Below are 25,984 nucleotides of genomic sequence, written 5' to 3'. Positions count from 1 at the left end.
ACCAAGACTACTTGTACCGGTGTAGAGATGTTCCGCAAGCTGCTGGACGAAGGTCGTGCCGGTGAGAACTGTGGTGTTCTGCTGCGTGGTACCAAGCGTGACGAAGTACAACGTGGTCAGGTACTGGCTAAGCCTGGTTCCATCAACCCACACACTACTTTCGAGTCTGAAGTATACGTACTGTCTAAAGATGAAGGCGGTCGTCACACTCCATTCTTCAAAGGCTACCGTCCTCAGTTCTACTTCCGTACAACTGACGTAACCGGTACCATCGAGCTGCCAGAAGGCGTTGAGATGGTAATGCCAGGTGACAACATCAAGATGGTTGTTACCCTGATCTGCCCAATCGCGATGGACGAAGGCCTGCGCTTCGCTATCCGTGAAGGTGGCCGTACCGTTGGTGCGGGTGTTGTAGCTAAGATCGTAGCTTAATCCCTACGTCTTGCTAAAAAGAGGGTGCCTTAGGGCACCCTTTTTTATTGGCTAACGGCCAGCGGGCCGGCGGCCAAACGCGGTCGCAGAAAAACTTGCAAACGAGGTTGGGGTGCGTATAATACCCTTCGTTCGCAAAGACTGCGGACGCGTAATATACGCCGTGATGCAATTGGCATCACTTACACAGCGACTCCGATTTGGAGTCGAATGGTTGCGATAGTCATCGTCTTTGACCCACTTTAATAGATAGGGGTTCAAGGGCTGGTGGTTTTTGCGTAATTATTGGTTGGAGCTCTGGTCAAATGCAGAACCAAAGAATCCGTATCCGCTTGAAGGCTTTTGATCATCGTCTGATTGATCAGTCTACCGCGGAAATCGTTGAGACTGCGAAGCGCACAGGGGCTCAAGTACGGGGTCCAATCCCGCTGCCCACCCGTAAAGAGCGCTACACAGTGCTGATTTCTCCTCACGTGAACAAAGATGCACGTGACCAGTACGAAATCCGCACTCACAAGCGTATGGTGGACATCGTTGAGCCTACCGATAAGACTGTGGACGCTCTGATGCGTCTGGATCTGGCTGCCGGCGTTGACGTGCAGATCAGTCTGGGTTAATCCCCAGATTCGGAATAGAGGTTAGATACATGGCAATCGGTCTTGTAGGTCGTAAAGTAGGAATGACTCGCATCTTCGCTGAAGATGGCGCGTCCATTCCGGTTACCGTTATCGAAGTTGAACCGAACCGCGTAACTCAAGTAAAGACTCTGGAAAACGATGGCTATCGTGCTCTGCAGGTAACTGTAGGCAGCAAGAAAGCCAACCGCGTTTCCAAGCCTGAAGCGGGTCACTTTGCTAAAGCTGGTGCTGAAGCAGGTCGTGGTCTGTTTGAGTTCCGCCTGGCAGACGGTGAAGGCGAAAGCATCGAAGTTGGTGCTGAGCTGAAAGTAGAAACTTTCGAAGACGGTCAAATTGTAGACGTTACTGGTCGTTCTAAGGGTAAAGGTTTCCAGGGTGGCGTTAAGCGCTGGAACTTCCGTACTCAGGACATGACTCACGGTAACTCTTTGAGCCACCGTGCTCCTGGTTCTATCGGTCAGAACCAGAGCCCAGGTAAAGTGTTCAAAGGCAAAAAAATGGCTGGTCACATGGGTGACGAGCGCGTAACTACCCAGAATCTGGAAGTAGTACGCGTAGACGCCGAGCGCAACTTGCTCCTTATCAAAGGTGCGGTCCCTGGCGCGAACGGCGGCAACGTTATCGTTAAACCTGCCGTTAAAGCGTAACGTCTGAGGAGATAGTAATGGAATTGGTAATGAAAGACGCGCAGAGCGCTCTTGAAGTTTCCGAAACTACCTTCGGACGTGAGTTCAACGAAGCTCTGGTACATCAGGTTGTTACTGCTTTCGCAGCTAACGCCCGTCAAGGTACCCGTGCTCAGTTGACCCGCGCTGAGGTAACTGGCACTGGCAAAAAGCCATGGCGTCAGAAAGGTACTGGCCGTGCACGTGCCGGTACTGTTAAGAGCCCAATCTGGCGCTCTGGTGGTGTGACTTTTGCTGCTAAGCCGCAAGATCACTCTCAGAAGGTTAACAAAAAGATGTACCGCGCAGCCCTGCAGAGCATTCTGTCTGAGCTGGTACGTCAAGACCGTCTGATTGTGGTTGAGCAGTTCGGCGTTGAAGCACCGAAGACCAAAGAATTGGTAGCTAAGCTGAAAGAATTGTCTGTAGAAGACGTTCTGATCGTTACTGGTGAAGTTGATGAGAACCTGTTCCTGGCTTCTCGCAACTTGTACAAAGTTGACGCTCGTGACGTTGCAGCAATCGACCCAGTTAGCCTGATCGCATTCGACAAGGTGCTGATGACTGCTGACGCAGTTAAGCAGATTGAGGAGATGCTGGCATGATCCGTGAAGAACGTTTGCTGAAAGTGCTGCTTGCTCCGCACATCTCTGAAAAGAGCACCATGGCCGCTGAACTGAGCAACACTATTGTGTTCAAAGTTGCCACCGACGCCACCAAGGCTGAAGTGAAAGCGGCTGTCGAAAAGCTGTTCGAAGTTGAAGTTACCGGTGTTCGCACCGTAAACGTCAAAGGCAAGACTAAGCGTACTGGCGCTCGTTTCGGTCGTCGTTCCGACTGGAAGAAAGCGTACGTTACTCTGGCTGAAGGCGCAGACATCGACTTCGTCGGCGGCGCTGAATAAGGACGAGGAGTTTTATAAATGGCTATTGTTAAATGTAAGCCTACCTCCGCGGGCCGTCGCCACGTCGTTAAGGTGGTAAACAAAGAACTGCACAAAGGTAAGCCTTTTGCAGCTCTTCTGGACAAGAAGTCTAAGTCTGGTGGTCGTAACAACGCTGGTCGCATCACTACCCGTCACATCGGTGGTGGTCACAAGCAGCACTACCGTATCGTAGACTTCAAGCGTAACAAAGATGGTATTCCTGCGACTGTAGAGCGCATCGAATACGATCCAAACCGCAGCGCTAACATCGCTTTGGTTCTGTACGCTGATGGTGAGCGTCGCTACATTCTGGCTCCTAAGGGCCTGACTGCTGGTGACAAAATCATGTCCGGTGCGGAAGCTGAAATCAAAACTGGTAATGCTATGTCTATGCGTAACATTCCAGTTGGTTCTACCGTTCACAACGTAGAAATGAAGCCAGGCAAGGGTGGTCAGATTGCTCGCTCTGCTGGTGCTTACGTACAGATCGTAGCCCGTGATGGTGCCTACGTGACCCTGCGTCTGCGTTCCGGTGAAATGCGTAAGATCCCTGCTGATTGTCGCGCTACCCTGGGTGAAGTTGGCAATGCTGAGCATATGCTGCGTTCACTGGGTAAAGCGGGTGCAAGCCGCTGGCGTGGTGTTCGTCCTACCGTTCGTGGTGTTGCCATGAACCCGGTAGATCACCCACACGGTGGTGGTGAAGGTCGTACCTCTGGTGGCCGTCATCCAGTATCTCCATGGGGCGTTCCTACCAAAGGTAAGAAGACCCGCTCCAATAAGCGTACCGACAAGTACATCGTACGTCGTCGTACCAAGTAAACTAATTGAGGATTCACCATGCCACGTTCTCTCAAGAAAGGTCCATTTATTGACCTGCACTTGCTGAAGAAGGTAGAGAAAGCGGTGGAAAGCGGGGATAAAAAGCCGGTTAAAACCTGGTCCCGTCGTTCTATGATCATTCCAGATATGATTGGTCTGACCATCGCTGTCCATAATGGTCGTCAGCACGTTCCAGTTTTCGTTACCGAAGATATGATCGGTCACAAACTGGGTGAGTTTGCGCCTACTCGTACTTATCGCGGCCACGCTGCTGATAAGAAAGCGAAGAAGAAGCGTTAAGGGGTAGATGATGGAAGTTTTAGCTAAACACCGTTTCGCCCGCACTTCTCCTCAGAAGGCGCGCTTGGTAGCTGATCAAATCCGTGGTCTTCCGGTAGATCGCGCTCTGGAAATTCTGACCTACAGCCCTAAGAAAGCGGCTGTACTGGTTAAGAAGGTACTGGAGTCTGCCATTGCCAACGCGGAGCACAACGAAGGTCTGGACATTGACGACCTGAAAGTTGCCAAAGTCTTCGTAGACGAGGGTCCGACCATGAAGCGCATCATGCCACGTGCTAAAGGTCGTGCCGATCGCATCCTGAAACGTTCCAGCCACATCTCTGTGGTTGTGGCTGACAAGTAAGGGCACTGCAATGGGACAAAAAGTACATCCTAACGGTATCCGCCTGGGTATTACCAAACCTTGGATTTCTACCTGGTACGCGGAAAAGAAAGATTACGCTGATAACCTGATCGGCGACCACGAAGTACGTTCTTTCCTGAAAAAGGAACTGAAGAGCGCTTCTGTGTCTAAGATCACTATCGAACGTCCAGCCAAGAGCATCCGTGTGACCATTCACACCGCTCGTCCTGGCGTTGTTATCGGTAAAAAAGGTGAAGATGTTGAGAAGCTGCGTCAGAAAGTTGCAAAACTGACTGGTGTACCTGCTCAGATCAACATCTCTGAAGTTCGTAAGCCAGAGCTGGATGCTCAACTGGTAGGTGACTCCGTTGCCTCTCAGCTGGAGCGTCGTGTTATGTTCCGTCGCGCTATGAAGCGTGCGGTACAGAACGCCATGCGTCTGGGTGCCAAGGGCATCAAGATCGAGGTTTCTGGTCGTCTGGGTGGCGCTGAGATCGCACGTACCGAATGGTACCGTGAAGGTCGCGTGCCTCTGCATACTTTGCGTGCCGATATCGATTACGCTACTTCTGATGCTCACACCCAATACGGTGTGATCGGCATTAAAGTCTGGATCTTCAAAGGTGAAGTTCTGGGTGCAATGCCTCTGACTCAGGAGCAGCCTAAGCCGGCAAAACGCAAAGGTCGTGGTAAGTAAGGGGAACCGAAATGCTACAACCGAAACGTACCAAGTTCCGTAAGGTTCACAAAGGTCGTAACCGTGGTATGGCTACCACTGGTGATAAGGTTAGCTTCGGTTCTTTCGGACTGAAGTCTACCTCCCGTGGCCGTATCACTGCTCGCCAGATCGAAGCGGCGCGTCGTGCTATGACCCGTCACGTTAAGCGTCAAGGTAAAATCTGGATCCGGATCTTCCCGGACAAGCCGATTACCGAAAAGCCGCTTGAAGTGCGTATGGGTAAAGGTAAAGGTAACGTTGAATACTGGGTTGCCCAGATTCAGCCTGGCCGTGTTCTGTATGAAATGGAAGGTGTGCCAGAAGATCTGGCTCGTGAAGCCTTCGCCCTGGCCGCTGCTAAGCTGCCAGTACAGACCACCTTTGTAACTCGGACGGTGATGTGATGAAAGCTACTGAACTGCGTGAAAAAAGCGTTGAAGATCTGAACGCGGAGCTGCTGAGCCTGCTGCGTGAACAGTTCAATCTGCGTATGCAGAACGCGACTGGTCAGCTGAAGCAGACCCACGAGCTGAAGAAGGTACGCCGCAGCATCGCGCGCGTTAAAACCATTCTGACTCAGAAGGCAGGTGCGTAATGAGCGAGATTATCCGTACTCTTCAAGGTCGTGTAATCAGCGATAAGATGGACAAGTCCATCACCGTAGCCATCGAGCGCAAAGTAAAGCACCCGATCTACGGCAAGTATGTAAAGCGTACAACTAAGTTGCACGCTCACGATGAAACTAACCAGTGTGGTATCGGCGACGTGGTAGAAATCCGCGAATGTCGTCCACTGTCTAAGACTAAGTCTTGGACTCTGGTTAACGTAATCGAAAAAGCTCTGTAATTACAGGGTATTACATGCAAAAGTGATGGCCGGCCCAGATTTTTTTCTGGTCCGGCTATTTTTTGTTTACTTTTTGGCTGCTAGTGGTGTTATAATTTCGCGCCTTTTAAAGGTAGCCAGGCCCCGATTTTGGGGCGAAATGTTGTAAAACAGCGGAGCACTGAAATGATCCAAATGCAATCTGTGCTGGACGTTGCCGATAACTCCGGCGCACGCAGCGTGCAGTGTATTAAGGTCTTGGGTGGCTCTCACCGTCGTTACGCCGGCATCGGCGATATCATCAAGGTTTCCGTTAAGGAAGCTATTCCTCGCGGTAAAGCGAAGAAAGGTGATGTATTTAACGCGGTGGTAGTACGTACCAAGAAGGGCGTTCGTCGTCCTGACGGTTCTGTTATTCGCTTTGACCGCAATGCGGCTGTGTTGCTGAATGCAAACCAACAGCCTATTGGTACTCGTATTTTCGGCCCTGTGACACGTGAACTGCGCAATGACCAGTTCATGAAAATTGTGTCCCTTGCGCCAGAAGTACTGTAAGGAGCAAAGAGATGGCAGCAAAAATCCGTCGCAATGACGAAGTTGTTGTACTGGCCGGTAAAGACAAGGGTAAGCGCGGTAAGGTTACCCTGGTACTGTCCGACGGCAAAGTAATCGTTGAAGGCGTTAACCTGGTGAAGAAACACCAGAAGCCAAACCCTCACATGGGTGTGGCTGGTGGCATCATTGAAAAAGAAGCCGCTATTGACGCATCAAACGTCGCGATCTTTAACCCTGCTACCAGCAAGGGTGATCGCGTAGGCTTTAGACTGGAAGAAGGCAAGAAAGTACGCTTCTTCAAGTCTAATGGTGAACTCGTTTAAGTAATTGGAGTAAACGATGGCGAAACTGCATGATTACTACAAAGATACTGTAGTAGCAGGACTGACCAAACAGTTCGATTACAAAAGTATCATGCAAGTCCCTCGGGTCGAAAAGATCACCCTGAACATGGGTGTTGGTGAAGCCGTGGCTGACAAAAAGGTTCTGGATGCAGCAGTTGCTGATATGACTGCTATCTCCGGCCAAAAGCCACTGATTACCAAAGCTCGCAAATCTGTTGCTGGCTTCAAGATTCGTGATGGCTATCCGATCGGCTGTAAAGTAACCCTACGTGGCGAGCGTATGTGGGAGTTCCTGGAACGCCTGGTCTCTATCGCTGTTCCTCGTATCCGTGACTTCCGTGGTTTGAACCCGAAGTCTTTTGACGGTCGCGGTAACTACAGCATGGGCGTTCGTGAGCAAATCATCTTCCCTGAAATCGACTACGACAAAGTAGACAAGATTCGTGGTATGGACATCACCATTACCACATCTGCGAATTCAGACGAAGAAGGTCGTGCTCTGCTGGCTGCCTTTAACTTCCCATTCCGCAAGTAAGGTGTAGGGTTATGGCTAAAGTATCCATGAAGCAGCGCGAAATTAAGCGCGCTAAGCTGGTTGCAAAGTATGCTGAAAAGCGTGCTGCTCTGAAAGCAACCATCAACGACGTTAACTCAACTGACGAAGCTCGTTGGGAAGCCGTTCTGAAACTGCAACAACTTCCACGTGACTCCAGTGCCTCACGTCAGCGTAACCGCTGTAACATCACTGGTCGTCCGCACGGTGTGCTGCGCAAATTCGGCCTGAGCCGTATTAAGTTGCGTGAAGCCGCCATGCGTGGTGAAGTTCCTGGCCTTAAAAAGGCCTCTTGGTAAGCCAACGGGAGTAAGCCAATATGAGCATGCAAGATCCGATCGCGGATATGCTGACGCGCATCCGTAACGGCCAGGCTGCCAACAAAGTTGCAGTTAAAATGCCGTCTTCTAAGCTGAAAACAGCTATCGCCGATGTCCTGAAAAAAGAAGGTTACATCGTAGATTTCGCTGTTTCTGGCGACGTTAAACCGGAACTGGAAGTTACTCTTAAGTACTTCGAAGGTAAGCCGGTAGTTGAGAAACTTGAGCGAGTTAGCCGTCCTGGCCTGCGCATCTACAAGAAAAAAGATGAGCTTCCAAAGGTTATGGGTGGTCTAGGTATCGCTGTCGTGTCCACTTCTCAAGGCGTGATGACCGACCGTGCAGCCCGTAAGCTGGGCATGGGCGGCGAGATCGTCTGCTACGTGGCATAAGGAGAGTAACAATGTCTCGAGTAGCTAAGGCACCTGTTACAATCCCTGCGGGCGTAGAGGTGACTCTAAACGGTCAACAGATCGTAGTTAAAGGTGGTAAAGGCACTCTGTCTCACGACATCAACGCTGCCGTTGAAGTTGTGAAAGAAGAGAACGAGCTGAAGTTCGCCCCACGTGAAGGCGTTGCTAACGCCAACGCGCAGGCCGGTACTGCTCGTGCCGTGGTTAACAATATGGTAGTCGGCGTTTCAGAAGGTTTCGTTAAGAAACTGCAACTGAACGGCGTTGGTTACCGTGCTGCCGTTAAAGGCAACGCAGTTAACCTGACACTGGGCTTCTCTCACCCGGTAGAACACGTTCTGCCTGAAGGTGTGAAAGCTGAGTGCCCAAGCCAAACTGAAATCGTTCTTTCTGGCGCAGACAAGCAAGCCGTTGGTCAAGTGGCTGCTGAAATTCGCGCGTACCGTGCTCCTGAACCTTACAAAGGTAAAGGTGTTCGTTATGCTGACGAAAATGTGCGTCGTAAAGAAGCCAAGAAGAAGTAAGGTAATACGATGGACAAAAAAGCAGCACGTCTTCGTCGCGCAACCCGCGTACGTAAGCAAATGCAAGAACTGGGCTCAACTCGCCTGGTTGTGCACCGTACTCCACGTCACATCTATGCTCAGGTTATCAATGCTGAAGCCCAGGTGCTGGTGGCAGCCTCTACTGTTGAAAAAGCAGTGGCAGCTGACCTGAAAAGCACTGGTAACACCGACGCCGCTAAGGCCGTTGGTAAGCTGGTAGCCGAGCGCGCTCTTGAAAAAGGCGTTAAGAGTGTGTCTTTCGACCGCAGCGGTTTCAAGTATCACGGCCGTGTAGCTGCACTGGCTGATGCTGCCCGTGAAGCTGGTCTCCAGTTCTAAGGTTGGGAGTGGATCATGGCAAATATTGAAAAGCAAGCCGGTGACCTGCAAGAGAAATTGATTGCAGTTAACCGTGTTTCCAAAGTAGTTAAGGGTGGCCGAATCTTTAGCTTCACCGCTCTGACTGTAGTTGGTGATGGTAATGGCCGCGTTGGTTTCGGTTACGGTAAAGCACGTGAAGTGCCTGCCGCTATCCAGAAAGCAATGGAAAAGGCTCGCCGCAATCTGGTATCCGTGCGTCTGCACAACGGTACCCTGCAGCACCCTGTTAAAGGCCGTCACTCTGGCTCTAAGGTATACATGCAGCCTGCTTCAGAAGGTACCGGTATTATTGCCGGCGGTGCAATGCGCGCCGTTCTGGAAGTAGTTGGTGTACACAACGTACTGTCTAAGGCGTACGGTTCTACTAACCCGATCAACATCGTTCGTGCGACTATCGACGCACTGACCTCGATGCATGCTCCGGATCAAGTAGCAGCCAAGCGTGGCCTTAGCATCGACGAAATCTTGGGGTAATCTGACATGGCTAAAACTATCAAGGTTACTCAGACCAAGAGTGCTATCGGCCGTCTGCCTAAACATCGGGCGACACTGGTAGGCTTGGGTCTGCGCAAAATCGGCCACACCGTTGAACTGGAAGATACTCCTTCTGTTCGCGGTATGGTAAATAAGGTTTACTACATGGTTAAGGTGGAGGACTAAGATGCGTTTGAATACTTTGTCTCCAGGCGCTGGTGCTAAAACCTCTGCCAAGCGTGTAGGTCGCGGTATCGGTTCTGGCCTGGGTAAAACCGGCGGCCGTGGTCATAAAGGCCAAAAGTCCCGTTCCGGTGGTGGCGTACGTCCAGGTTTTGAAGGTGGTCAAATGCCTCTGAAACAGCGTCTGCCGAAGTTCGGTTTTACCTCTCGTAAGAGCCTGGTAACTACCGAAATTCGTCTGAACGAGCTGTCAAAGGTTGAAGGCGATCTGGTAACTCTGGAAACCCTGAAAGATGCTGACATCATTTCTGCAAACATTAAGTTTGCGAAAGTTGTACTTTCAGGTAAAATCGAGCGCCCTGTGACCATCAAAGGTCTAAAAGCGACCAAAGGTGCGCGTGAAGCCATCGAGGCTGCGGGCGGCAAAATCGAAGAATAACGGGATAGTACAATATGGCTAAGCCAGGTGTTGATTCAAGTAGTGCGAAGGGCGGCCTTTCGGAACTCAAAGCGCGTCTATTATTCGTTTTAGGCGCAATTATCGTCTTCCGTGCAGGTTCTTTCGTACCAATTCCTGGTATTGACGCCGCAGTACTGGCCGAGCTGTTCGATCAGCAACAGGGAACCATCGTGAGCATGTTCAACATGTTCTCCGGTGGCGCCCTGGAACGCGCCTCCATATTTGCACTGGGGATCATGCCGTACATTTCGGCGTCGATCATCATGCAACTTCTGACGGTAGTTCATCCAACGATGGCGGAACTGAAGAAAGAAGGGGAGGCGGGTCGCCGCAAAATTAGCCAGTATACCCGTTACGGGACACTGGTATTGGCTACGTTCCAGTCGTTTGGTATTGCGACTGGTTTGCCTAACATGATCTCCGGACTGGTGGTTGCCCCGGGTCCTGCGTTTTACTTTACCGCAGTGATCTCCCTGGTAACCGGTACCATGTTCCTGATGTGGTTGGGTGAACAGATTACTGAACGTGGCATTGGCAACGGTATCTCAATCCTGATTTTTACAGGTATTGTGGCTGGCTTGCCATCGGCGATTGGCCAAACTGCAGAACAAGCGCGTCAAGGTGAATTGCACATTTTGTTGCTGCTGGTATTAGCGGTCATTATCTTCGCCGTGACTTACTTCGTGGTATTCATGGAGCGCGGACAGCGCCGTATCGTGGTAAACTATGCCAAGCGTCAGCAAGGCCGCCGCGTATTCGCTGCCCAGAGCACCCATTTGCCGCTGAAAGTGAACATGGCTGGTGTGATTCCGCCAATCTTCGCGTCCAGCATCATTCTGTTCCCGGGCACACTGGCTCAGTGGTTCGGTAACAATGAAGGCTTGCGTTGGTTGTCTGACATCTCTGTGGTTCTGTCCCCGGGACAGCCGCTGTATGTGATGATCTATGCGGTAGCGATCGTTTTCTTCTGTTTCTTCTACACCGCGTTGGTGTTCAACCCACGCGAGACGGCAGATAACCTGAAGAAATCTGGTGCGTTCATCCCTGGTATTCGTCCAGGTGAACAGACCGCCCGTTATATCGATAAAGTGATGACTCGCCTGACTTTGGCAGGTGCGGCATACATCACCTTTATCTGCTTGATTCCGGAATTTATGATGATCGGCCTGAACGTTCAGTTCTACTTCGGCGGTACTTCACTGCTGATTATGGTCGTGGTCATCATGGATTTCATAGCTCAAGTACAGACTCATATGATGTCTCATCAATATGATTCTGTTCTGAAAAAGGCGAATCTTAAGGGCTATAGCCGTTAAGTCGCCCAGACGGAGTAGCAAAAATGAAAGTTCGTGCGTCCGTAAAAAAGATGTGTCGTAACTGCAAAGTTATTAAACGTCACGGCGTTGTGCGTGTTATCTGCTCTGAGCCGAAGCACAAACAGCGTCAAGGTTAATCAGAGTCCTCTCTGAACTAACCAACAAAAAAACGTAGCGCTAGGCTGACCTTGGTCAGCCTATGCGTTGTTGCAAACTAGTCGATTGTCGAGTATCCTACCGGGCTTTTCACAATCGATCATTGGAATTGAGGAGTGCTATAGTGGCCCGTATCGCTGGCATTAACATTCCTGAGCATAAACATGCGGTTGTTGCTCTGACCGCCATCTTCGGCATTGGCCGTACTCGCGCACAGCAAATCTGTGTCGAGGCCGGTATCGCTGAAGATGTGAAGATTAAAGATCTGGACGAATCTACCATTGATAAGGTTCGTGACGTTGTAGGTCAATTCACCGTTGAAGGTGATCTGCGTCGTGAGATCTCTATGAACATCAAGCGTCTGATGGACCTGGGTTGCTATCGCGGCCTGCGTCATCGTCGTAGCCTGCCACTTCGTGGTCAACGTACTAAGACTAACGCTCGTACCCGTAAGGGTCCGCGTAAGCCGATCAAGAAGTAAGGGGAACTAAGCAATGGCTAAAACTCCTTCTCGTACCCGTAAAAAGGTACGTAAGCAGGTTGCAGACGGTGTGGCCCACGTGCACGCATCTTTCAACAACACAATCGTGACCATCACCGATCGCCAAGGTAACGCTCTTGCATGGGCCACCGCAGGCGGCTCCGGTTTCCGTGGTTCTCGTAAATCTACTCCGTTCGCTGCTCAGGTAGCTGCCGAGCGTTGTGCCGAAATGGCCAAAGAGTACGGTTTGAAGAACCTGGAAGTTGAAGTTAAGGGTCCGGGTCCGGGTCGTGAGTCCTCTATTCGTGCGTTGAATGCTGCGGGTTTCCGCATCACCAACATCACCGATGTGACTCCAATTCCGCACAACGGTTGTCGTCCGCCTAAGAAACGTCGCGTATAACGCCCGTTTCAGGATAGTTGGAGAAAGAACATGGCAAGATATTTGGGTCCTAAGCTCAAACTAAGCCGTCGTGAGGGAACAGACCTGTTCCTGAAAAGCGGCGTACGAGCAATCGATTCTAAATGTAAGATCGATAATGCTCCTGGTCAGCACGGTGCTCGTAAGGCCCGTCTGTCTGACTACGGTCTGCAGCTGCGTGAAAAGCAAAAAGTTCGTCGTATCTACGGCATTCTGGAAAAGCAATTCCGCAACTACTACAAAACTGCTGCTAGCAAGAAAGGCAATACTGGTGAAAACCTGTTGCAGCTGCTAGAAAGTCGTTTGGATAACGTTGTTTACCGCATGGGTTTCGGTGCTACTCGCGCTGAAGCACGTCAGCTGGTAAGCCACAAAGCAATCATGGTTAATGGCCGTGTTGTTAACATTCCATCTTTCGTTGTTGCCGCTGACGATGTGGTAAGCATCCGTGAGAAGGCTCAAAAGCAAGCTCGTATTAAGGGCGCTCTTGAGATTTCAGAACAACGTGAGAAGCCGACTTGGGTTGAAGTAGACAGCGCTAAGCTGGAAGGCACTTTCAAGCGCCTGCCAGAGCGTAGCGATCTGTCTGCCGACATCAATGAACAGCTGATCGTCGAGCTTTACTCTAAGTAAGGCTTAACCGTTAAGAGAGGACACAATGCAGGGTTCCGTTACCGATTTTCTTAAGCCACGTCTTGTCGATGTCGTGCAAGTCAACCCAACTCGGGCTAAAGTGACTCTGGAGCCGCTTGAGCGTGGCTTTGGTCACACTTTAGGTAATGCGCTTCGTCGCATCTTGCTCTCTTCAATGCCTGGCTGTGCTGTAACCGAAGTTGAAATTGACGGCGTGTTACATGAGTACAGCAGCAAAGAAGGCGTGCAGGAAGACGTGCTTGAGATTCTGTTGAACCTGAAGGGTTTGGCAGTGAAAATCGAGGGCAAGGACGAAGTGACACTGACACTGAGCAAGTCTGGTTCAGGCCCTGTTACTGCAGGTGACATTACCCACAGCGGTGATGTCGAGATCATGAATCCTGATCACCTCATCTGTACTCTGACCGGTGATGACGCTGAAATCAGCATGCGCATCAAGGTTGAGCTGGGCCGTGGCTATGTACCCGCGTCTGCCCGTGCTCAATCCGACGAAGACGAGCGTCCTATCGGTCGTCTTCTGGTTGATGCGTCCTTCAGTCCTGTTGTACGAATTGCCTACAATGTAGAAGCAGCTCGTGTTGAACAGCGGACTGACCTGGACAAGCTGATTATCGACATGCACACCAACGGCACCCTGGATCCTGAAGAAGCGATCCGCCGTTCAGCCACTATTTTGGCTGAGCAACTGGATGCGTTCGTTGAGCTGCGTGACGTGAGCGAGCCGGAAGAGAAAGAAGAGAAGCCAGAATTCGATCCAATTCTGCTGCGTCCTGTCGATGATCTGGAACTGACTGTTCGTTCGGCGAACTGCCTGAAAGCAGAAGCCATTCATTATATCGGTGATCTGGTTCAGCGCACTGAGGTTGAGTTGCTGAAGACCCCTAACTTGGGTAAGAAGTCTCTCACTGAAATCAAGGATGTACTGGCCTCTCGTGGTCTGTCCCTTGGTATGCGGTTGGAAAACTGGCCGCCAGCCTCACTCGCCGACAACATGTAACCAGGTCTGGTAAAGATTTAGGTTAAAAGGATAAGGTCATGCGCCATCGTAAGAGTGGTCGTCAACTGAACCGCAACAGCAGCCATCGCCAAGCCATGTTCCGTAACATGGCAAGCTCACTGGTACGTCATGAGATCATCAAGACTACCGTGCCAAAGGCGAAAGAACTGCGTCGCGTAGTTGAGCCCCTGATTACACTTGCTAAAACTGACAGCGTTGCCAATCGTCGCCTGGCGTTTGCACGTACTCGTGACAACGATGTAGTAAGCAAGCTATTCAATGAGCTGGGTCCACGCTACCAAGAGCGTGCTGGTGGTTACACCCGCATTCTCAAGTGTGGATTCCGTGCCGGTGATAACGCCCCTATGGCGTACATCGAGCTGGTAGACCGCCCACAGGCGGAAGCTACCGAAGAAGCAGCTGCTTCTGAAGAGTAATAAAAAGGCCGGTCATTGACCGGCCTTTTTCTTTTCCCGATTTTTCGTCCCAAACTCCGTCCTTTACTAAACTTGTACTAGGTTTCCAGCTGAGTTGCCTATGCGAGTCCCCCTGTTGCTTTGTCTAAGCGTGCTGTTGTGCGTCATCCCGATCCCGGCCAGTGGCAGTTCTGAACCTGTCTCTGCACCGAGCGATGTGGTGTGGGTGGTGCCCATTAAAGGGGTGATCTCCCCGGCGTCCTCGCAGTTGTTGCTGACGACCCTGGAACAGGCTCGCGAGACCGAGATCCAGCTGTTGATCGTGGCCATGGACACGCCAGGCGGGTTGGATACCTCTATGAGGGAGATGATTCAGGGCATTCTTGCCAGCCCGGTAGCCGTGGTGGCCTACGTCAGTCCCCAGGGGGCGAGGGCGGCCAGTGCCGGTACCTTCCTGATGTACGCCAGTCACGTGGCCGCCATGGCGCCTGCGACCAACCTGGGGGCAGCCACACCCGTAGCGTTGAGTCCGTCCGGCCCCGCCGATAGCAAACCCGAGCAAGCCGAGGATCAGGCGCCGGATAATGCCCAGAGTCTGCGCAATAAGGCGGTGAATGACGCGGTGGCTTATATCCGCAGTCTCGCAGAGCTCAGGGGGCGAAATGCGGACTGGGGGGAGAGCGCGGTTCGCCAGGGTGCCAGCTTGTCGGCCAATGAGGCGCTGGAAGCCGGGGTGATCGATCTGATGGCGGTGGATGTGGCCGACTTGCTGGTTCAGCTCGATGGCCGTCGGGTAACGCTGGCCTCAGGTGAGCAAACACTCACTACATCTCAGGCCCAGGTCATTTATAAAGACCCGGGGTGGCGCTATCGATTGCTGGCCACGCTGACCAACCCGAATGTGGCGCTGTTGCTGATGATGCTGGGCTTCTATGGGCTGGTGCTGGAGTTTTACAGTCCGGGCGTAGGCTTGCCGTCGGTGGTGGGCAGCGTTTGTCTGCTGCTGGGTCTGTACGCCCTGAATCTGCTGCCGGTGAACCTTGCGGGTGCCGCCTTGATGGTGCTGGGCATCGCTTTGATGGTGGCCGAAGCCTTTGCCCCGAGTTTTGGTCTGTTTGGCATTGGTGGCATTGCGGCCTTCGTGGCGGGGGCGGTGTTGTTGATGGACACCGATGTCCCCGAGTTCCAATTGGCGCTGCCGTTGATCAGTGCCCTGGCGGTGGTGTCGGCGCTGTTTACTGCGGTGGTGATCAAGATGGCGCTCGCCAGTCGCTCGGTGGCGACGGTGACCGGTATCGATACATTGATCGCCCGCCGAGTGTTGATCGATGCCCGATACCTCGACAGTGGCATGGTGGAGCTCAATGGCGAGGTGTGGTACGCCCGGGCTAACGAGCCCCTGGCCGAAGGGCAGTGGGCTCGGGTTGAGGCCATCGACGGACTGACACTGGTGTTGCATCCTGAGGAGACAGATGATGATTGCTGAGAGCTTTGGTGCCTATTTTGGCATAACAGTGACTCTGTTAGTGCTGGGGCTGTTGATCAGCACCTTCCGGATTCTTCGCGAGTATCAGCGTGGAGTCATCTTTTTGCTGGGGCGGTTTTATAAGGTCAAAGGACCGGGGTTGATTGTTGTGGTACCCATCGTGCAGCAGATGGTTCGAGTGGATCTGCGGACTCTGGTGATGGATGTGCCGACTCAGGATGTGATTTCCCGCGACAACGTGTCGGTTCGAGTCAATGCGGTGGTGTACTTTCGAGTGGTGGATCCGGAGAAGGCGATCAACCAGGTAGAGGATTATCACGAAGCCACCAGTCAGTTGTCCCAGACCACATTGCGTTCGGTTCTGGGTCAGCATGAGCTGGATGAGATGTTGTCACAGCGAGATATGCTTAATGTGGACATTCAAAAAATTCTCGATAAACAGACCGACGTCTGGGGTATCAAGGTCAGCAATGTCGAGATCAAGCATGTGGATCTCGACGAGAGTATGGTTCGGGCCATTGCCCGGCAGGCTGAAGCTGAGCGGGTGCGTCGTGCCAAGGTGATTCACGCCACCGGTGAGCAGGAGGCGTCCACCAAGCTGGCCGAGGCGGCGGCGGTGCTGGCCAGTGAGTCGGGGGCGCTGCAATTGCGCTACCTGCAAACCCTGACCGAGATTGCCGGCGATCGTTCCAGTACCATCGTGTTCCCGCTGCCGATGGAGTTGACGCAATGGCTGAAAAAAGAGAATAAAAAAGCCGGTCAATGACCGGCTCGTGGATGGGATTAGCAATCAGTAACTGGCTGAAGGCGCCTGAGTGTCGTAATCCATCTTTTCATGCGTTTTGCCCATGGCTTCGGCCACTTCCGGCGGCATGTAGTTTTCATCGTGCTTGGCCAGCACTTCGGTGGCGTCAATGACGGCAAATTCGGTCATTGGCCCCTGGGCCACAATCCCCTGTCCTTCGCGGAACAGGTCAGGCAGCATGCCGTCGTAGCGGATGGTGACTGCAGGACCGGTGTCGGCAACCTGGAACTCCACCTTGAGGCTGTCCGGGTCTCGTTTCACCGAACCTGGAACCACCATGCCACCGATACGCAGGCGTTGGCCGATCTCCGGTTTGATGCCGGTTCCCTCTTTGCCCATGTGGATCTCGGTGGCGGTATAGAACAGATCCAAGTTGCTGTTGAGTGCATACAGCAACAGTGAGGCGATGGCCGCCACCCCACCGATTAAGGCCGAGGCGAAGACTAGGCGTTTTTTACGGCGTGGGTTCATGCAGCTTTGCTCCTGTGTTGTTTCAGTCGGGCTTCTCGAGCCTGCTTCTGACTGATCTGTTTAATGACGCGTTTTCGCTGGGACAGGCAACTTACCACCAGAATGCCGTACACGGCAAATGATACTCCGTAGGCCAGCCACACGTAGAAGGCGTAATCGCCCATGTTCAGAAACTCAGACAGGCTGCCAAATTGGAAGTTCAAGTTCATTTATCGTTTCTCCTCTGCGGCAACAATGTCACGTACCCAGGGGCGCATGGCATTTCGGGCCAGTACCTCGGCACGGAACCTCAGAATGGTCAGTGCGCCAATCATCATGGCAAAGCCAAAGATGTTCAGAAGCAGCGGCAACAGCATTTCCGGAGGCATGGCGTTGCTCTTGCCGACGGTGATGGCGTTTGGCTGGTGCAGGGTGTTCCACCACTCTACCGAGTATTTGATGATTGGCAGGTTGATGGAGCCGACGATGGCCAGGATGCCCGAGGCTTTGGCGGCCAGAACCTTGTCCTCAAACGAGGCATACAGGGCGATGACACCCAGGTATAGGAACAGCAATACCAGTTCCGAGGTCAGACGCGCGTCCCATACCCACCAGGTGCCCCACATGGGCTTGCCCCAGGTGGCGCCGGTAAACAGGGCAACGACCGTCACCGCTGCGCCGATGGGGGCGATGGCCGCTGCGGCGATGTCGGCCAGTTTTATTTGCCAGACAAGGCCAACGAAGGCGGCAATGGCCATGGCGAAGTACGCGGACATCGACATGGACGCGGCGGGCACATGGATAAAGATGATGCGGTAGGAGTTACCTTGCTGGTAATCCACGGGAGCAAAGCCTAAACCCAGTACGGTGCCGGTAGCGATCAACAGGACAGCCAGGATGGCAAACCAAGGCAGCATTTTACCAGCAAGCTGGTATGCCTTTTCGGGGTTGGCGTAGGGATGAAGCCATTTCCACATATCAGTTTGTACTCACTCTCAATGACGCTCCAATTGCAACAGGAGCCAGGACTAATGCGCCTACCAACATCGCTGCCAGAATCGACAGGTGGCCGGTGAAGGGCAGGTTCATGCCGGCAGCGTCGATGGCGCTGGTGGCAAAAATCAAAATCGGAATGTAGAGCGGAAGAATCAGCAAGCTGATCAATACCCCTCCTTTGCGCAGCCCCACGGTCAGCGCTGCACCGATGGCACCCAGCAAGCTTAGAACTGGCGTACCCAAAGCTAAAGTCGACATCAAGGCGCCGTAGCTGTTGCCGTCCAGATAAAGCAGGGTGGCCAGCAGTGGTGAGGCGATGATCAATGGAACGCCAGTGACGATCCAGTGCGCCAGTACCTTGGCCAGCACCATCAATGATAATGGCTGCGGGCTCATCATCATCTGTTCCAGGGAACCGTCGGCGTAATCGGTCTTAAACAGCCGTTCCAGCGACAACATGGCTGACAACAGGGCGGCGACCCAGATAATACCCGGTGCGATACGGGCCAGAACCTGAGGCTCCGGACCGATACCCAGAGGGAACAAGCTGACGACAATAAAAAAGAACATCAGCGGATTAAAGATATCGTTCCGGTGACGAAAGGCCACCTGGAGATCCCGTTTCAGGACCGTGTTGAAGGCCCGGCTGTAGCTTACATCTCTGCTCATGTTGGGATCCCTAATCGAATTGATATTCCAGGCGGAGCTTCTTAAGGCGATCCGCCCCCACCAGTTGCAGATCCTGGTGAGTGGTCAAAATTACGCAGCCGCCACGATTGGCGTGATCCAGCATCAACTGCTCCAGTTCGGCAACGCCCTTTTTATCGATGGCCGTCAGCGGTTCATCCAAAATCCAGATTTTGGCGTCGCTGTGCCACAGGCGGGCCAGGGCAATGCGCCGGTGCTGACCGGCGGACAGGTGGCCGGCGGGGTGCTCCTCGAATCCGGTCAGGTTCACTTTCGCCAGAGTGGCGCGAATATCGACGTCATTATATCCGGCAATATTGAGGTTGAATGCCAGATTTTCTTCCGCGGTCAGTTCGCTTTTTACACCGGGGAGGTGTCCCAGGTACAGCAGGTCTGCGTGAAAGTCATCACGAACCTCGGTGGTGGGGTTGCCTCTGTAGTGAACGTCGCCGGCATAAGGACGTGACAGGCCTGCCAGGATTCGCAGCAAGCTGGTTTTTCCGGCGCCGTTGGGCCCTTCGATTTGAATAATGTCGCCCCCGTGGACGGCAAAGCTGAGGCCATCGAACAGGATGCGCTCCTCGCGGATGCACGTGAGCTCGTTGGCACTGAGTAGTCGATCGCTTTCCTGCATTCTTTTACTATTCACACCTGTATTAGATGAAGCCGATTCTATCATAACCCCGCTGGGTTACTTGGGGCTTGCTCGCATTCTCGACACTTGTTAGGGGGAGCTGGATCACAGCCGCCAATAAGGTGCCTGAACTTAACGTATTTCGTTTTATTTAACAAAACATTAGCTATTATGACTCCCGTGCCGACAGATAAGTTGCATCTCGATACTGCAAATGGTGATTTGTATCAAAAAAAGATGAACGACCGTGATGTCTGTGGTATTTTAATGTCGAGCTTGCTGGTGAGAATGCTTCACCGTGGCACATAATAATGTCAACAAATTGGAACGAAGTAGCATGAAAAAGATTATCGCTTTTGCTGCAGTGGCTATGCTGGCTTCTGCGACCAACGTTATGGCCCAAGAGGGTGAAGCGGTCTACAACAAAGCTTGTCAGACTTGTCACGCCATGGGCATCGCTGGTGCACCGAAGTTGAATGACGCCGCTGCCTGGGAGCCTCGCCTGGCCAAGGGCATGGATATACTGGTTCAGAGCGTCAAGACTGGTTTGAATGCCATGCCTCCTGGTGGCATGTGCATGGATTGTAATGACGACGACTATAAAGCCGCCATTGAATACATGGCAGCCAAGAAGTAAGTCTGTTCAGACTGCAATGATTTCAAAGGGCCCGCTTATTGCGGGCCTTTGTGTTTTCAGGCTAGGGCGACATCCAAAAAAAGACCCGCATTATGCGGGTCTTTTTGTATGGGGGAGTGCGTTGGTTACTGGACCAGAGTGTCGATAACCACCTGCACTTCGCTGCCCAGCTTGACCGCATCGTGTTTACCCAGCAGATCCCCTGGAGTTGGTGCGGGGTTGCTGTCGTGGTTAATGACCACTTCGATGGCCACTTGATCCTGGTTGCTCAGTACCATCTCCGGAGTCATGGCGTCGCTGTCGCGCAGCACCACCAGAGTCGGCAGGTCTGAGACTTTCAGACGCTTGATGGCCACCGGCATCATGCCGCCGCTCAAAGGACGGGCCATCACCAGTACATTGGCATTGGCGTCGGCTTTGGCCAACATCTCATCGGAGACGCTGATGGAGACACGAACGCTGTTGGCGCGGGCTTCGACGTCTTTGTTGAGCTCAGGGTTGTCGATGCTGTCGGTGCCCAGGAAGCTCTTGGCCTGCATGATGGCACTTTGAATCGCCTGACGGTCGAAGTCATCCCGAGGGCTGGTCAGCAGAATCTCCCAGTGACGAATGGCTTCTTCGTAGTTGGCGCTGAAGAAGGCATCCATACCCAACAGTAGGCGGGTCGAGGGATCCTTGAAGTCACTTTCCAGCGCTTGCTCGATGATGGCGTCGATCTCTGGAGTCATCTTCTCACCGGCCAGGTAATACATGGCGGTTGCCTTTGGACCCAACAACTCGGCGTGCTCACCCACCAGGTCGATGGTGGTATCGAAGGCGGCGATCGCTTTCTTATACTGGCTACCGGAGATGTAGGCGTGTCCCAGAGAGAACCAGGCCTGGCTGTTGTTGGGCTCGTTCATCACGGTGCCTTCCAGCTGAGAGATGCGCATCTGCTGCATCTGCTCCGGAGTCATGCCCTGGTGAGGGTTGGCCTGGGTTTCCGCTTCGGAACGTGCATTTTGCCACTCATCGAAGCGGCCCAAATCCAGGTAGGTGTACCCTGAAATGGTGACTACGGCAACGCTCAGAATGACCGGCCACAATGGTCCGCGCCGATCGTTGACGATGGCAGAGTCATTACTGTCGTTGACGTCCTGCAGCAGGTTCAGCTCCTGCTCCTGCTTCAGTACATCGAACTCTTGTTGGGTCAGGCGACCCTCTTGCATCTCCACTTCAAACTCGGCGATGCGCTCGTTGAACAGTTTTACGTTGGTTTGTTTGCGTAACTCTGTTTGTTGGGCCCCTTTTGCCTTGCTTCTGAAAAAGGGCAACCAAACCAACAGTAAAGCCAATGCGGTAAGGCCCGCGATACCGATCCAAAAAGTCGTCATAGCTGCTTCTGTAGTCTGTGATTTGCTTAAAAGTGGAGTGTTTCGCAGTCAGGGGCGCGTCACACCAACTTGAAATATTTGCAGAAGGATTATACGACAACGACGTTCATTGGCTAGTGAAGCTGATCCGGTCGTGCCCTAAGCAATCGCATTTGCGGCGGTTGTCACATTATCCGAATCTAATACAAAATGTTAAGAAACTTTTTGTAAGCTTTGCGTATCAAAGGGTGGAGCACCGTCAGGGCATGCCGAAAAGGTATGGGTGTGAGCTACATCGTTTTAAGCGTGATTAAAGGCAGACAAGCAACGCAACTCTGCCTAAAATGGCGTCAATGAGCATTATTCGGTAGGGAGCCCAGTCCGGCTCACGGCCGATAAACGGATTAATTCCCTCGCAGAGGTACTTCATGTTTCCGGAACTTGGACATTACGCACTCATCATCGGCATGGCCTTCGCGGCCCTGATGTCGATCGTCCCCCTAATCGGGGTGGCAAGGCGAGATGCCTTCCTGGTGAGTTACAGTCGCCCCTTGGCCTACGGCATGTTTGTGTTTATGGCACTCTCCGTCGTGTGCCTTGGATACGCATTTGTCACCGATGATTTCTCGGTCGCCTATGTGGCTCACAACTCCAACAGTCACCTGCCGACGGCGTTTAAGATCGCCGCCATCTGGGGTGGTCACGAGGGCTCCCTGCTGTTCTGGGTGTTCTCCATGTCAGTATGGGGAGCAGCGGTAGCGTTGTTCAGCCGTAATCTGGACGATGCCTTTACCGCCCGTGTTCTGGCGGTAATGGGAATGATCACTGTTGGCTTCTGTCTGTTTATGCTGCTGACCTCCAGCCCGTTTGAGCGCATCCTGCCAAACGTGCCGATGGAAGGACGTGACCTGAACCCGATGCTGCAGGACGTGGGGCTGATTTTCCACCCGCCGATGCTGTATCTGGGTTACGTAGGTTTCTCTGTGGCGTTTGCTTTTGCGATTGCAGCGCTGATGAGTGGCCGCCTTGACTCTGCGTGGGCTCGTTGGTCCCGTCCCTGGACTCTGGCTGCCTGGGTATTCCTGACCGGTGGTATCGCTCTGGGTTCCTGGTGGGCATACTACGAACTCGGCTGGGGCGGCTGGTGGTTCTGGGATCCGGTTGAAAACGCTTCGTTTATGCCTTGGTTGGTGGGCACCGCCCTGGTGCACTCGCTGATCGTAACCGAGAAGCGAGGAACCTTCCGTAACTGGACTATTTTGCTGGCCATCTTTACCTTCTCTCTGAGCCTGCTGGGTACCTTCCTGGTGCGTTCCGGGGTTCTGACATCGGTGCACTCGTTTGCCGCTGACCCAACGCGGGGCATGGCGATTCTGGGGCTATTGGGATTGGCGGTCGGTGGCTCGCTGACGCTGTTTGCGGTTCGGGCGACTCAATTTGCCAGCCCGGCCAAATTCGAACTGTTCTCCAAGGAAACCATGATGCTGGGGTGCAACATTCTGCTGGTGGTTGCCACCGGTTCGGTGTTGCTGGGTACTCTGTACCCTCTGTTGGGTGATGCTCTGGGATTGGGTAAAATCTCCGTAGGTCCTCCGTACTTCAATACGGTATTCAACCCCATCGTGCTGACCTTGTTTGTGTTGATGGGCATTGGTCCGTCGATTCGCTGGAAAAAAGCCAAAGACAGCGAGATGCGTCAATTGGCGGTGCCCGGTATCATCTCACTGGTTGTCGGCCTGGCGACTCCCTTTATTGTTAAAGGCGAGATGAACCTGTGGGTCAGCGCTGGGGTGGCTACGGCGTTGTGGATCACCTTGACCCTGCTGATCGATGTCTACCGCAAGTCGAAAGAGAACGATGGCAGCTACACCACAAAGCGCTTTACCCGCAGTTACTGGGGTATGCAGGTGGCGCACATGGGCATCGCCATGGCCATCGTCGGTGCTGCGATGGTGTCCCATTACGCCGAAGAGAAATCCGTGCGCATGGGCCCGGGCCGGACTCATGAGCTGGCGGGCTACACCTTTGCCTACAAAGACACTCGTATGGTACAAGGTCCTAACTACACCGCCGAACAGGCTCGCATTATTGTGACCAAAGACGGTGAGCCGGTAACCACCCTGTATCCTGACCGTCGTAAGTACAATGTTCGTACCATGGACATGACCGAGGCGGGCATCGATTGGGGCTTCTTCCGGGATCTGTACGTGACCATGGGCGATCCGCTGGATGCGACCGACTACGCGGTTCGATTGAACTACAAGCCGTTCGTTCGCTGGATCTGGATCGGTGGCGTGCTGATGATGATTGGTGGCACGCTGGCCGCGACCGATAAGCGCGCTCGAAGCCGTAAATCTGCTCCTGTTAAGGATGCTCAGGTCGCGACAGCCTAAGGTAGATGTGAACAATGAAACGCGTATTACTGTTTTTACCTCTGCTGATTTTTATCGGCATGGCAGTGTTCTTGTACAAGGGGTTGTTCCTCAACCCCAAAGAGCTGGACTCGGCACTGGAAGGCAAGCCTGTGCCGGCGTTTACGCTGGAAACGCTTGAAGACGCCGAACTGACCATCAGCAATACCGACCTCAAGGGTGAGGTCTACCTGCTGAACGTCTGGGCGACCTGGTGTCCGTCCTGTAAGTACGAGCACCCGTTCCTGAATCGCCTGAGCAAGGCCGGTTCGGTGCCAATTTATGGCATCAACTACCGGGATGAGCGTGGCCTGGCGCTACGCTACCTGGCTAAGAGCGGCGACCCTTACACTAAGAACCTGTACGATCCTGACGGACGTCTGGGCCTGGATTTGGGGGTCTACGGGGCGCCGGAGACCTTCGTGGTCGATGCCAACGGTGTGATTCGTTACCGCTTTGCCGGTGTATTGGGGCCACAGAATTGGGCGGAGACCTTTATGCCGCTGATCTCTGAGCTTCGTAAAGAGGCGCAAGCCGCTAAGGGAGGTGCCTAATGAGAGCGTTATTGAAAGCACTGTCGACCTTTGCCTGTCTGGCGCTGTTTGCTGGTCTGGCTCATGCCACCCCCATCGACACTTACGAGTTCAAAAATGATCAGAACAAGGAGCGGGGCATTCAGTTGGCGAACGAACTGCGCTGTCCCCAGTGTCAGAACCAGAACCTGATCGACTCCAACTCGCCGGTGGCACGGGACCTGCGCCTGCAGGTTTACGCCATGGTTGACGAAGGCAAGAGCGACGATGAGATCGTCAAGTTCATGACCGATCGTTACGGTGACTTTGTCCGTTATCGTCCGGCCTTCGATAGCCGCACTCTGGTACTGTGGCTGGGGCCGGTGGCCTTTGCGGCGTTCGGGATTGGCATTGGCTTGTTCTTCATTCGTGGTCAGCGTCAGCGCAACAAGAAAGCGCCGGCAGCGATCAGCGAGGCTGAACGTCAACGTTTGGCTCAGATGCTGAAAGACAACCAGGACTAATCGATGATCAGAATGATGATTCTGGCGCTGACGCTGCTTTCGAGCAGCGTCTTTGCGTTTCCGGGAATGAATCAAGCCGGTGACGACCCTGCGCTGCAGCGTTTTGTGGAGCTGACCTTTCCTCAGCAGTTGGAGACCATCTCCATCACCGATGCCAAAGGTGATGTGGTGGACCTGGCTCAGTACAAAGGCAAGATGGTGGTCCTGAACCTGTGGGCCACCTGGTGTCCTCCCTGTGTCCGGGAGTTGCCGTCACTGGCCCGGTTCCGAGCTCAGCTGGAACAACAGGACGCCGTGGTACTGCCGGTGGCCATCGATCAGGATCCGGCCGTCGTGCCACCGTTCCTGGCGGATTTGGGGCTGCCGTCGTTTACCACTCTGTACGACACCACCAATGAAGTGGGGCGAGTTCTGCCGACGGATCTGGTGCCGGCGACCTTTATTCTGAATGAGAAGGGTGAGCTGGTGGCCTTTGTTCGCAGTTTTGTGGATTGGGATAACCCTAAGGTCCAGGCGCTGGTAGAGAAGTACCTGCCGCAGTAAAGGCAGTGTTTTATGACTCAAAAGCTCCCGCAAGGGAGCTTTTGTCTATTTAGTGCTCGCTCGATCAAATTTGATCGATTTAGGGGTTGCCTTCGAAATTACGATCCCTATAATGCGCTCCTCGTTGGCGGGGCAAACACTCTCGAGTGAAATGCAGTTGGTCAACACGGCGTCAGCCACTCAGGTAACTCGGTAAAAAAGTCCTTGACTCACCAAGTTAAATGATTAAAATGGCGCTCCACTTGAGACATTGAGTCGAACGGCTCGAAACTTCAAGTTTAGTCAGCAGGTAGCGGCTTCAAATTAAATTTGAAATTGTGCTTGACGGCGACAGAGGAAAGCGTAAGATACGCACCTCGCTTCGGCAACGAAGCAACGTTCTTTAACAATTAGTCAGACAATCTGTGTGGGCACTCGCGCAGGATTGATATCTCAAATATCAATGTTGCACTGAGTGACTATAACAAGTTAATTCAGTAATTCATTGAGTCGAAGTCTTCGGACTTCAAAAAACTTTTTAATTGAAGAGTTTGATCATGGCTCAGATTGAACGCTGGCGGCAGGCCTAACACATGCAAGTCGAGCGGAAACGACGATAAAGATTCTTCGG

42 protein-coding genes and 1 rRNA gene are annotated in these 25,984 nt (G+C 53.0%); 37 read left to right on the top strand and 6 right to left on the bottom strand.

What is annotated here, in order from left to right; all coding sequences use genetic code 11:
• From BLT77_RS19360 to BLT77_RS19210, 31 genes are all read left to right on the top strand, one after another.
• A partial coding sequence (locus BLT77_RS19360) for an EF-Tu C-terminal domain-related protein (RefSeq protein WP_245710003.1) occupies positions 1-432 on the top strand: 432 nt, incomplete at its 5' end.
• A gap of 305 nt (positions 433-737) precedes the next feature.
• Positions 738-1,049 (top strand): 30S ribosomal protein S10, encoded by a 312-nt coding sequence (gene rpsJ, locus BLT77_RS19355; protein WP_028110655.1) that lies wholly within the window; start codon positions 738-740, stop codon positions 1,047-1,049.
• Positions 1,050-1,078: 29 nt separating this feature from the next.
• On the top strand, positions 1,079-1,717 hold the full coding sequence (gene rplC, locus BLT77_RS19350) for a 50S ribosomal protein L3 (protein ID WP_028115024.1): 639 nt from the start codon (positions 1,079-1,081) through the stop codon (positions 1,715-1,717).
• Positions 1,718-1,734: 17 nt separating this feature from the next.
• Entirely contained in the window at positions 1,735-2,340 is a 606-nt protein-coding gene (gene rplD / locus BLT77_RS19345) for a 50S ribosomal protein L4 (protein WP_028115025.1), read from the top strand.
• Positions 2,337-2,639, top strand: coding sequence for a 50S ribosomal protein L23 (gene rplW, locus BLT77_RS19340; RefSeq protein WP_028115026.1), 303 nt, complete (start codon positions 2,337-2,339; stop codon positions 2,637-2,639). The genes rplD and rplW overlap by 4 nt, the downstream gene beginning before the upstream one ends.
• 18 nt (positions 2,640-2,657) lie before the next feature.
• On the top strand, positions 2,658-3,482 hold the full coding sequence (gene rplB, locus BLT77_RS19335; RefSeq protein ID WP_084144608.1) for a 50S ribosomal protein L2: 825 nt from the start codon (positions 2,658-2,660) through the stop codon (positions 3,480-3,482).
• An 18-nt stretch (positions 3,483-3,500) separates the two neighbouring features.
• On the top strand, positions 3,501-3,782 hold the full coding sequence (gene rpsS, locus BLT77_RS19330) for a 30S ribosomal protein S19 (RefSeq protein WP_028115027.1): 282 nt from the start codon (positions 3,501-3,503) through the stop codon (positions 3,780-3,782).
• A 10-nt stretch (positions 3,783-3,792) separates the two neighbouring features.
• The gene (rplV, locus tag BLT77_RS19325) at positions 3,793-4,125 is read left to right on the top strand and encodes a 50S ribosomal protein L22 (RefSeq protein ID WP_028110661.1); all 333 of its coding nucleotides are present in this window, start codon (positions 3,793-3,795) and stop codon (positions 4,123-4,125) included.
• Between the two features lie 10 nt (positions 4,126-4,135).
• Entirely contained in the window at positions 4,136-4,822 is a 687-nt protein-coding gene (rpsC, locus tag BLT77_RS19320; RefSeq protein ID WP_028115028.1) for a 30S ribosomal protein S3, read from the top strand.
• Between the two features lie 11 nt (positions 4,823-4,833).
• Positions 4,834-5,247: a 50S ribosomal protein L16 gene (gene rplP / locus BLT77_RS19315; protein ID WP_028115029.1), complete on the top strand. Its 414-nt coding sequence runs from the start codon at positions 4,834-4,836 to the stop codon at positions 5,245-5,247.
• Positions 5,247-5,438, top strand: a complete 192-nt coding sequence (gene rpmC / locus BLT77_RS19310) for a 50S ribosomal protein L29 (protein WP_028115030.1) — start codon at positions 5,247-5,249, stop codon at positions 5,436-5,438. The genes rplP and rpmC overlap by 1 nt, the downstream gene beginning before the upstream one ends.
• Positions 5,438-5,689, top strand: coding sequence for a 30S ribosomal protein S17 (gene rpsQ, locus BLT77_RS19305; protein ID WP_090368423.1), 252 nt, complete (start codon positions 5,438-5,440; stop codon positions 5,687-5,689). Before rpmC ends, rpsQ begins: the two co-directional genes overlap by 1 nt.
• Before the next feature lie 165 nt (positions 5,690-5,854).
• Positions 5,855-6,223: a 50S ribosomal protein L14 gene (rplN, locus tag BLT77_RS19300; RefSeq protein WP_090368422.1), complete on the top strand. Its 369-nt coding sequence runs from the start codon at positions 5,855-5,857 to the stop codon at positions 6,221-6,223.
• An 11-nt stretch (positions 6,224-6,234) separates the two neighbouring features.
• Entirely contained in the window at positions 6,235-6,546 is a 312-nt protein-coding gene (gene rplX, locus BLT77_RS19295; RefSeq protein WP_028115033.1) for a 50S ribosomal protein L24, read from the top strand.
• A gap of 16 nt (positions 6,547-6,562) precedes the next feature.
• Positions 6,563-7,102 carry a 50S ribosomal protein L5 gene (gene rplE / locus BLT77_RS19290; RefSeq protein ID WP_028115034.1) on the top strand — a complete coding sequence of 180 codons (540 nt, stop codon included), beginning with the start codon at positions 6,563-6,565 and terminating at the stop codon, positions 7,100-7,102.
• Positions 7,103-7,113: 11 nt separating this feature from the next.
• Positions 7,114-7,419 carry a 30S ribosomal protein S14 gene (gene rpsN / locus BLT77_RS19285; RefSeq protein WP_028115035.1) on the top strand — a complete coding sequence of 102 codons (306 nt, stop codon included), beginning with the start codon at positions 7,114-7,116 and terminating at the stop codon, positions 7,417-7,419.
• Between the two features lie 20 nt (positions 7,420-7,439).
• Complete coding sequence (rpsH, locus tag BLT77_RS19280; RefSeq protein WP_090368420.1) at positions 7,440-7,832, top strand: 30S ribosomal protein S8; 393 nt, start codon at positions 7,440-7,442, stop codon at positions 7,830-7,832.
• An 11-nt stretch (positions 7,833-7,843) separates the two neighbouring features.
• Positions 7,844-8,377, top strand: a complete 534-nt coding sequence (rplF, locus tag BLT77_RS19275; protein ID WP_090368418.1) for a 50S ribosomal protein L6 — start codon at positions 7,844-7,846, stop codon at positions 8,375-8,377.
• A 9-nt stretch (positions 8,378-8,386) separates the two neighbouring features.
• Positions 8,387-8,737: a 50S ribosomal protein L18 gene (gene rplR, locus BLT77_RS19270; RefSeq protein WP_028115038.1), complete on the top strand. Its 351-nt coding sequence runs from the start codon at positions 8,387-8,389 to the stop codon at positions 8,735-8,737.
• A 15-nt stretch (positions 8,738-8,752) separates the two neighbouring features.
• Complete coding sequence (rpsE, locus tag BLT77_RS19265) at positions 8,753-9,253, top strand: 30S ribosomal protein S5 (protein ID WP_028115039.1); 501 nt, start codon at positions 8,753-8,755, stop codon at positions 9,251-9,253.
• Positions 9,254-9,259: 6 nt separating this feature from the next.
• On the top strand, positions 9,260-9,439 hold the full coding sequence (rpmD, locus tag BLT77_RS19260) for a 50S ribosomal protein L30 (RefSeq protein WP_028115040.1): 180 nt from the start codon (positions 9,260-9,262) through the stop codon (positions 9,437-9,439).
• 1 nt (position 9,440) lies between these two features.
• Positions 9,441-9,875 carry a 50S ribosomal protein L15 gene (gene rplO / locus BLT77_RS19255; protein ID WP_028115041.1) on the top strand — a complete coding sequence of 145 codons (435 nt, stop codon included), beginning with the start codon at positions 9,441-9,443 and terminating at the stop codon, positions 9,873-9,875.
• Between the two features lie 14 nt (positions 9,876-9,889).
• The gene (gene secY, locus BLT77_RS19250; protein WP_028115042.1) at positions 9,890-11,212 is read left to right on the top strand and encodes a preprotein translocase subunit SecY; all 1,323 of its coding nucleotides are present in this window, start codon (positions 9,890-9,892) and stop codon (positions 11,210-11,212) included.
• 23 nt (positions 11,213-11,235) lie between these two features.
• A complete protein-coding gene (rpmJ, locus tag BLT77_RS19245; RefSeq protein WP_083938388.1) occupies positions 11,236-11,349 on the top strand; it encodes a 50S ribosomal protein L36 in 114 nt (37 codons plus the stop codon).
• A gap of 143 nt (positions 11,350-11,492) precedes the next feature.
• On the top strand, positions 11,493-11,849 hold the full coding sequence (gene rpsM / locus BLT77_RS19240; RefSeq protein ID WP_028115043.1) for a 30S ribosomal protein S13: 357 nt from the start codon (positions 11,493-11,495) through the stop codon (positions 11,847-11,849).
• Positions 11,850-11,862: 13 nt separating this feature from the next.
• Positions 11,863-12,252: a 30S ribosomal protein S11 gene (rpsK, locus tag BLT77_RS19235; RefSeq protein ID WP_028110678.1), complete on the top strand. Its 390-nt coding sequence runs from the start codon at positions 11,863-11,865 to the stop codon at positions 12,250-12,252.
• A 30-nt stretch (positions 12,253-12,282) separates the two neighbouring features.
• The gene (gene rpsD, locus BLT77_RS19230) at positions 12,283-12,903 is read left to right on the top strand and encodes a 30S ribosomal protein S4 (RefSeq protein ID WP_028115044.1); all 621 of its coding nucleotides are present in this window, start codon (positions 12,283-12,285) and stop codon (positions 12,901-12,903) included.
• A gap of 25 nt (positions 12,904-12,928) precedes the next feature.
• Entirely contained in the window at positions 12,929-13,921 is a 993-nt protein-coding gene (locus BLT77_RS19225; RefSeq protein WP_028115045.1) for a DNA-directed RNA polymerase subunit alpha, read from the top strand.
• A 38-nt stretch (positions 13,922-13,959) separates the two neighbouring features.
• A complete protein-coding gene (gene rplQ / locus BLT77_RS19220; protein WP_090368416.1) occupies positions 13,960-14,358 on the top strand; it encodes a 50S ribosomal protein L17 in 399 nt (132 codons plus the stop codon).
• Between the two features lie 100 nt (positions 14,359-14,458).
• Entirely contained in the window at positions 14,459-15,823 is a 1,365-nt protein-coding gene (locus BLT77_RS19215; protein WP_090368414.1) for an NfeD family protein, read from the top strand.
• Positions 15,810-16,589, top strand: a complete 780-nt coding sequence (locus BLT77_RS19210; protein ID WP_090368412.1) for a slipin family protein — start codon at positions 15,810-15,812, stop codon at positions 16,587-16,589. Before BLT77_RS19215 ends, BLT77_RS19210 begins: the two co-directional genes overlap by 14 nt.
• A gap of 24 nt (positions 16,590-16,613) precedes the next feature.
• On the opposite strand, the gene ccmE is transcribed toward BLT77_RS19210, so the two are convergent.
• The 5 genes from ccmE to ccmA are packed head-to-tail and all read right to left on the bottom strand — an operon-like array spanning position 16,614 to position 19,395.
• Positions 16,614-17,099, bottom strand: coding sequence for a cytochrome c maturation protein CcmE (gene ccmE, locus BLT77_RS19205; protein WP_090368410.1), 486 nt, complete (start codon positions 17,097-17,099; stop codon positions 16,614-16,616).
• Positions 17,096-17,308, bottom strand: a complete 213-nt coding sequence (ccmD, locus tag BLT77_RS19200; RefSeq protein ID WP_090368408.1) for a heme exporter protein CcmD — start codon at positions 17,306-17,308, stop codon at positions 17,096-17,098. The genes ccmE and ccmD overlap by 4 nt, the downstream gene beginning before the upstream one ends.
• Complete coding sequence (gene ccmC, locus BLT77_RS19195; protein WP_090368406.1) at positions 17,309-18,055, bottom strand: heme ABC transporter permease CcmC; 747 nt, start codon at positions 18,053-18,055, stop codon at positions 17,309-17,311.
• A 1-nt stretch (position 18,056) separates the two neighbouring features.
• Entirely contained in the window at positions 18,057-18,743 is a 687-nt protein-coding gene (gene ccmB / locus BLT77_RS19190) for a heme exporter protein CcmB (protein ID WP_090368404.1), read from the bottom strand.
• A gap of 10 nt (positions 18,744-18,753) precedes the next feature.
• Positions 18,754-19,395: a cytochrome c biogenesis heme-transporting ATPase CcmA gene (gene ccmA / locus BLT77_RS19185; RefSeq protein WP_090368402.1), complete on the bottom strand. Its 642-nt coding sequence runs from the start codon at positions 19,393-19,395 to the stop codon at positions 18,754-18,756.
• Positions 19,396-19,732: 337 nt separating this feature from the next.
• Between ccmA and BLT77_RS19180 the strand changes: the two genes are divergently transcribed.
• Entirely contained in the window at positions 19,733-20,032 is a 300-nt protein-coding gene (locus tag BLT77_RS19180) for a c-type cytochrome (protein WP_090368400.1), read from the top strand.
• Between the two features lie 125 nt (positions 20,033-20,157).
• On the opposite strand, the gene ccmI is transcribed toward BLT77_RS19180, so the two are convergent.
• Positions 20,158-21,405 carry a c-type cytochrome biogenesis protein CcmI gene (gene ccmI, locus BLT77_RS19175; RefSeq protein WP_090368399.1) on the bottom strand — a complete coding sequence of 416 codons (1,248 nt, stop codon included), beginning with the start codon at positions 21,403-21,405 and terminating at the stop codon, positions 20,158-20,160.
• A 407-nt stretch (positions 21,406-21,812) separates the two neighbouring features.
• Between ccmI and BLT77_RS19170 the strand changes: the two genes are divergently transcribed.
• The 5 genes from BLT77_RS19170 to BLT77_RS19150 all read left to right on the top strand — a co-directional run.
• Positions 21,813-23,777: a heme lyase CcmF/NrfE family subunit gene (locus BLT77_RS19170; protein WP_090368397.1), complete on the top strand. Its 1,965-nt coding sequence runs from the start codon at positions 21,813-21,815 to the stop codon at positions 23,775-23,777.
• 14 nt (positions 23,778-23,791) lie between these two features.
• Entirely contained in the window at positions 23,792-24,349 is a 558-nt protein-coding gene (locus BLT77_RS19165) for a DsbE family thiol:disulfide interchange protein (RefSeq protein WP_090368394.1), read from the top strand.
• A complete protein-coding gene (nrfF, locus tag BLT77_RS19160; protein WP_090368393.1) occupies positions 24,349-24,831 on the top strand; it encodes a heme lyase NrfEFG subunit NrfF in 483 nt (160 codons plus the stop codon). Before BLT77_RS19165 ends, nrfF begins: the two co-directional genes overlap by 1 nt.
• 3 nt (positions 24,832-24,834) lie before the next feature.
• Positions 24,835-25,374, top strand: a complete 540-nt coding sequence (locus BLT77_RS19155; RefSeq protein ID WP_090368391.1) for a TlpA family protein disulfide reductase — start codon at positions 24,835-24,837, stop codon at positions 25,372-25,374.
• Positions 25,375-25,892: 518 nt separating this feature from the next.
• A 16S ribosomal RNA gene (locus tag BLT77_RS19150) occupies positions 25,893-25,984 on the top strand; the annotation flags it as partial.

It is taken from the genome of Ferrimonas sediminum (genome assembly GCF_900100175.1).
Taxonomy (GTDB): Bacteria; Pseudomonadota; Gammaproteobacteria; order Enterobacterales; family Shewanellaceae; genus Ferrimonas; species Ferrimonas sediminum.
This window is presented reverse-complemented; position numbering and strand designations above follow the sequence as displayed.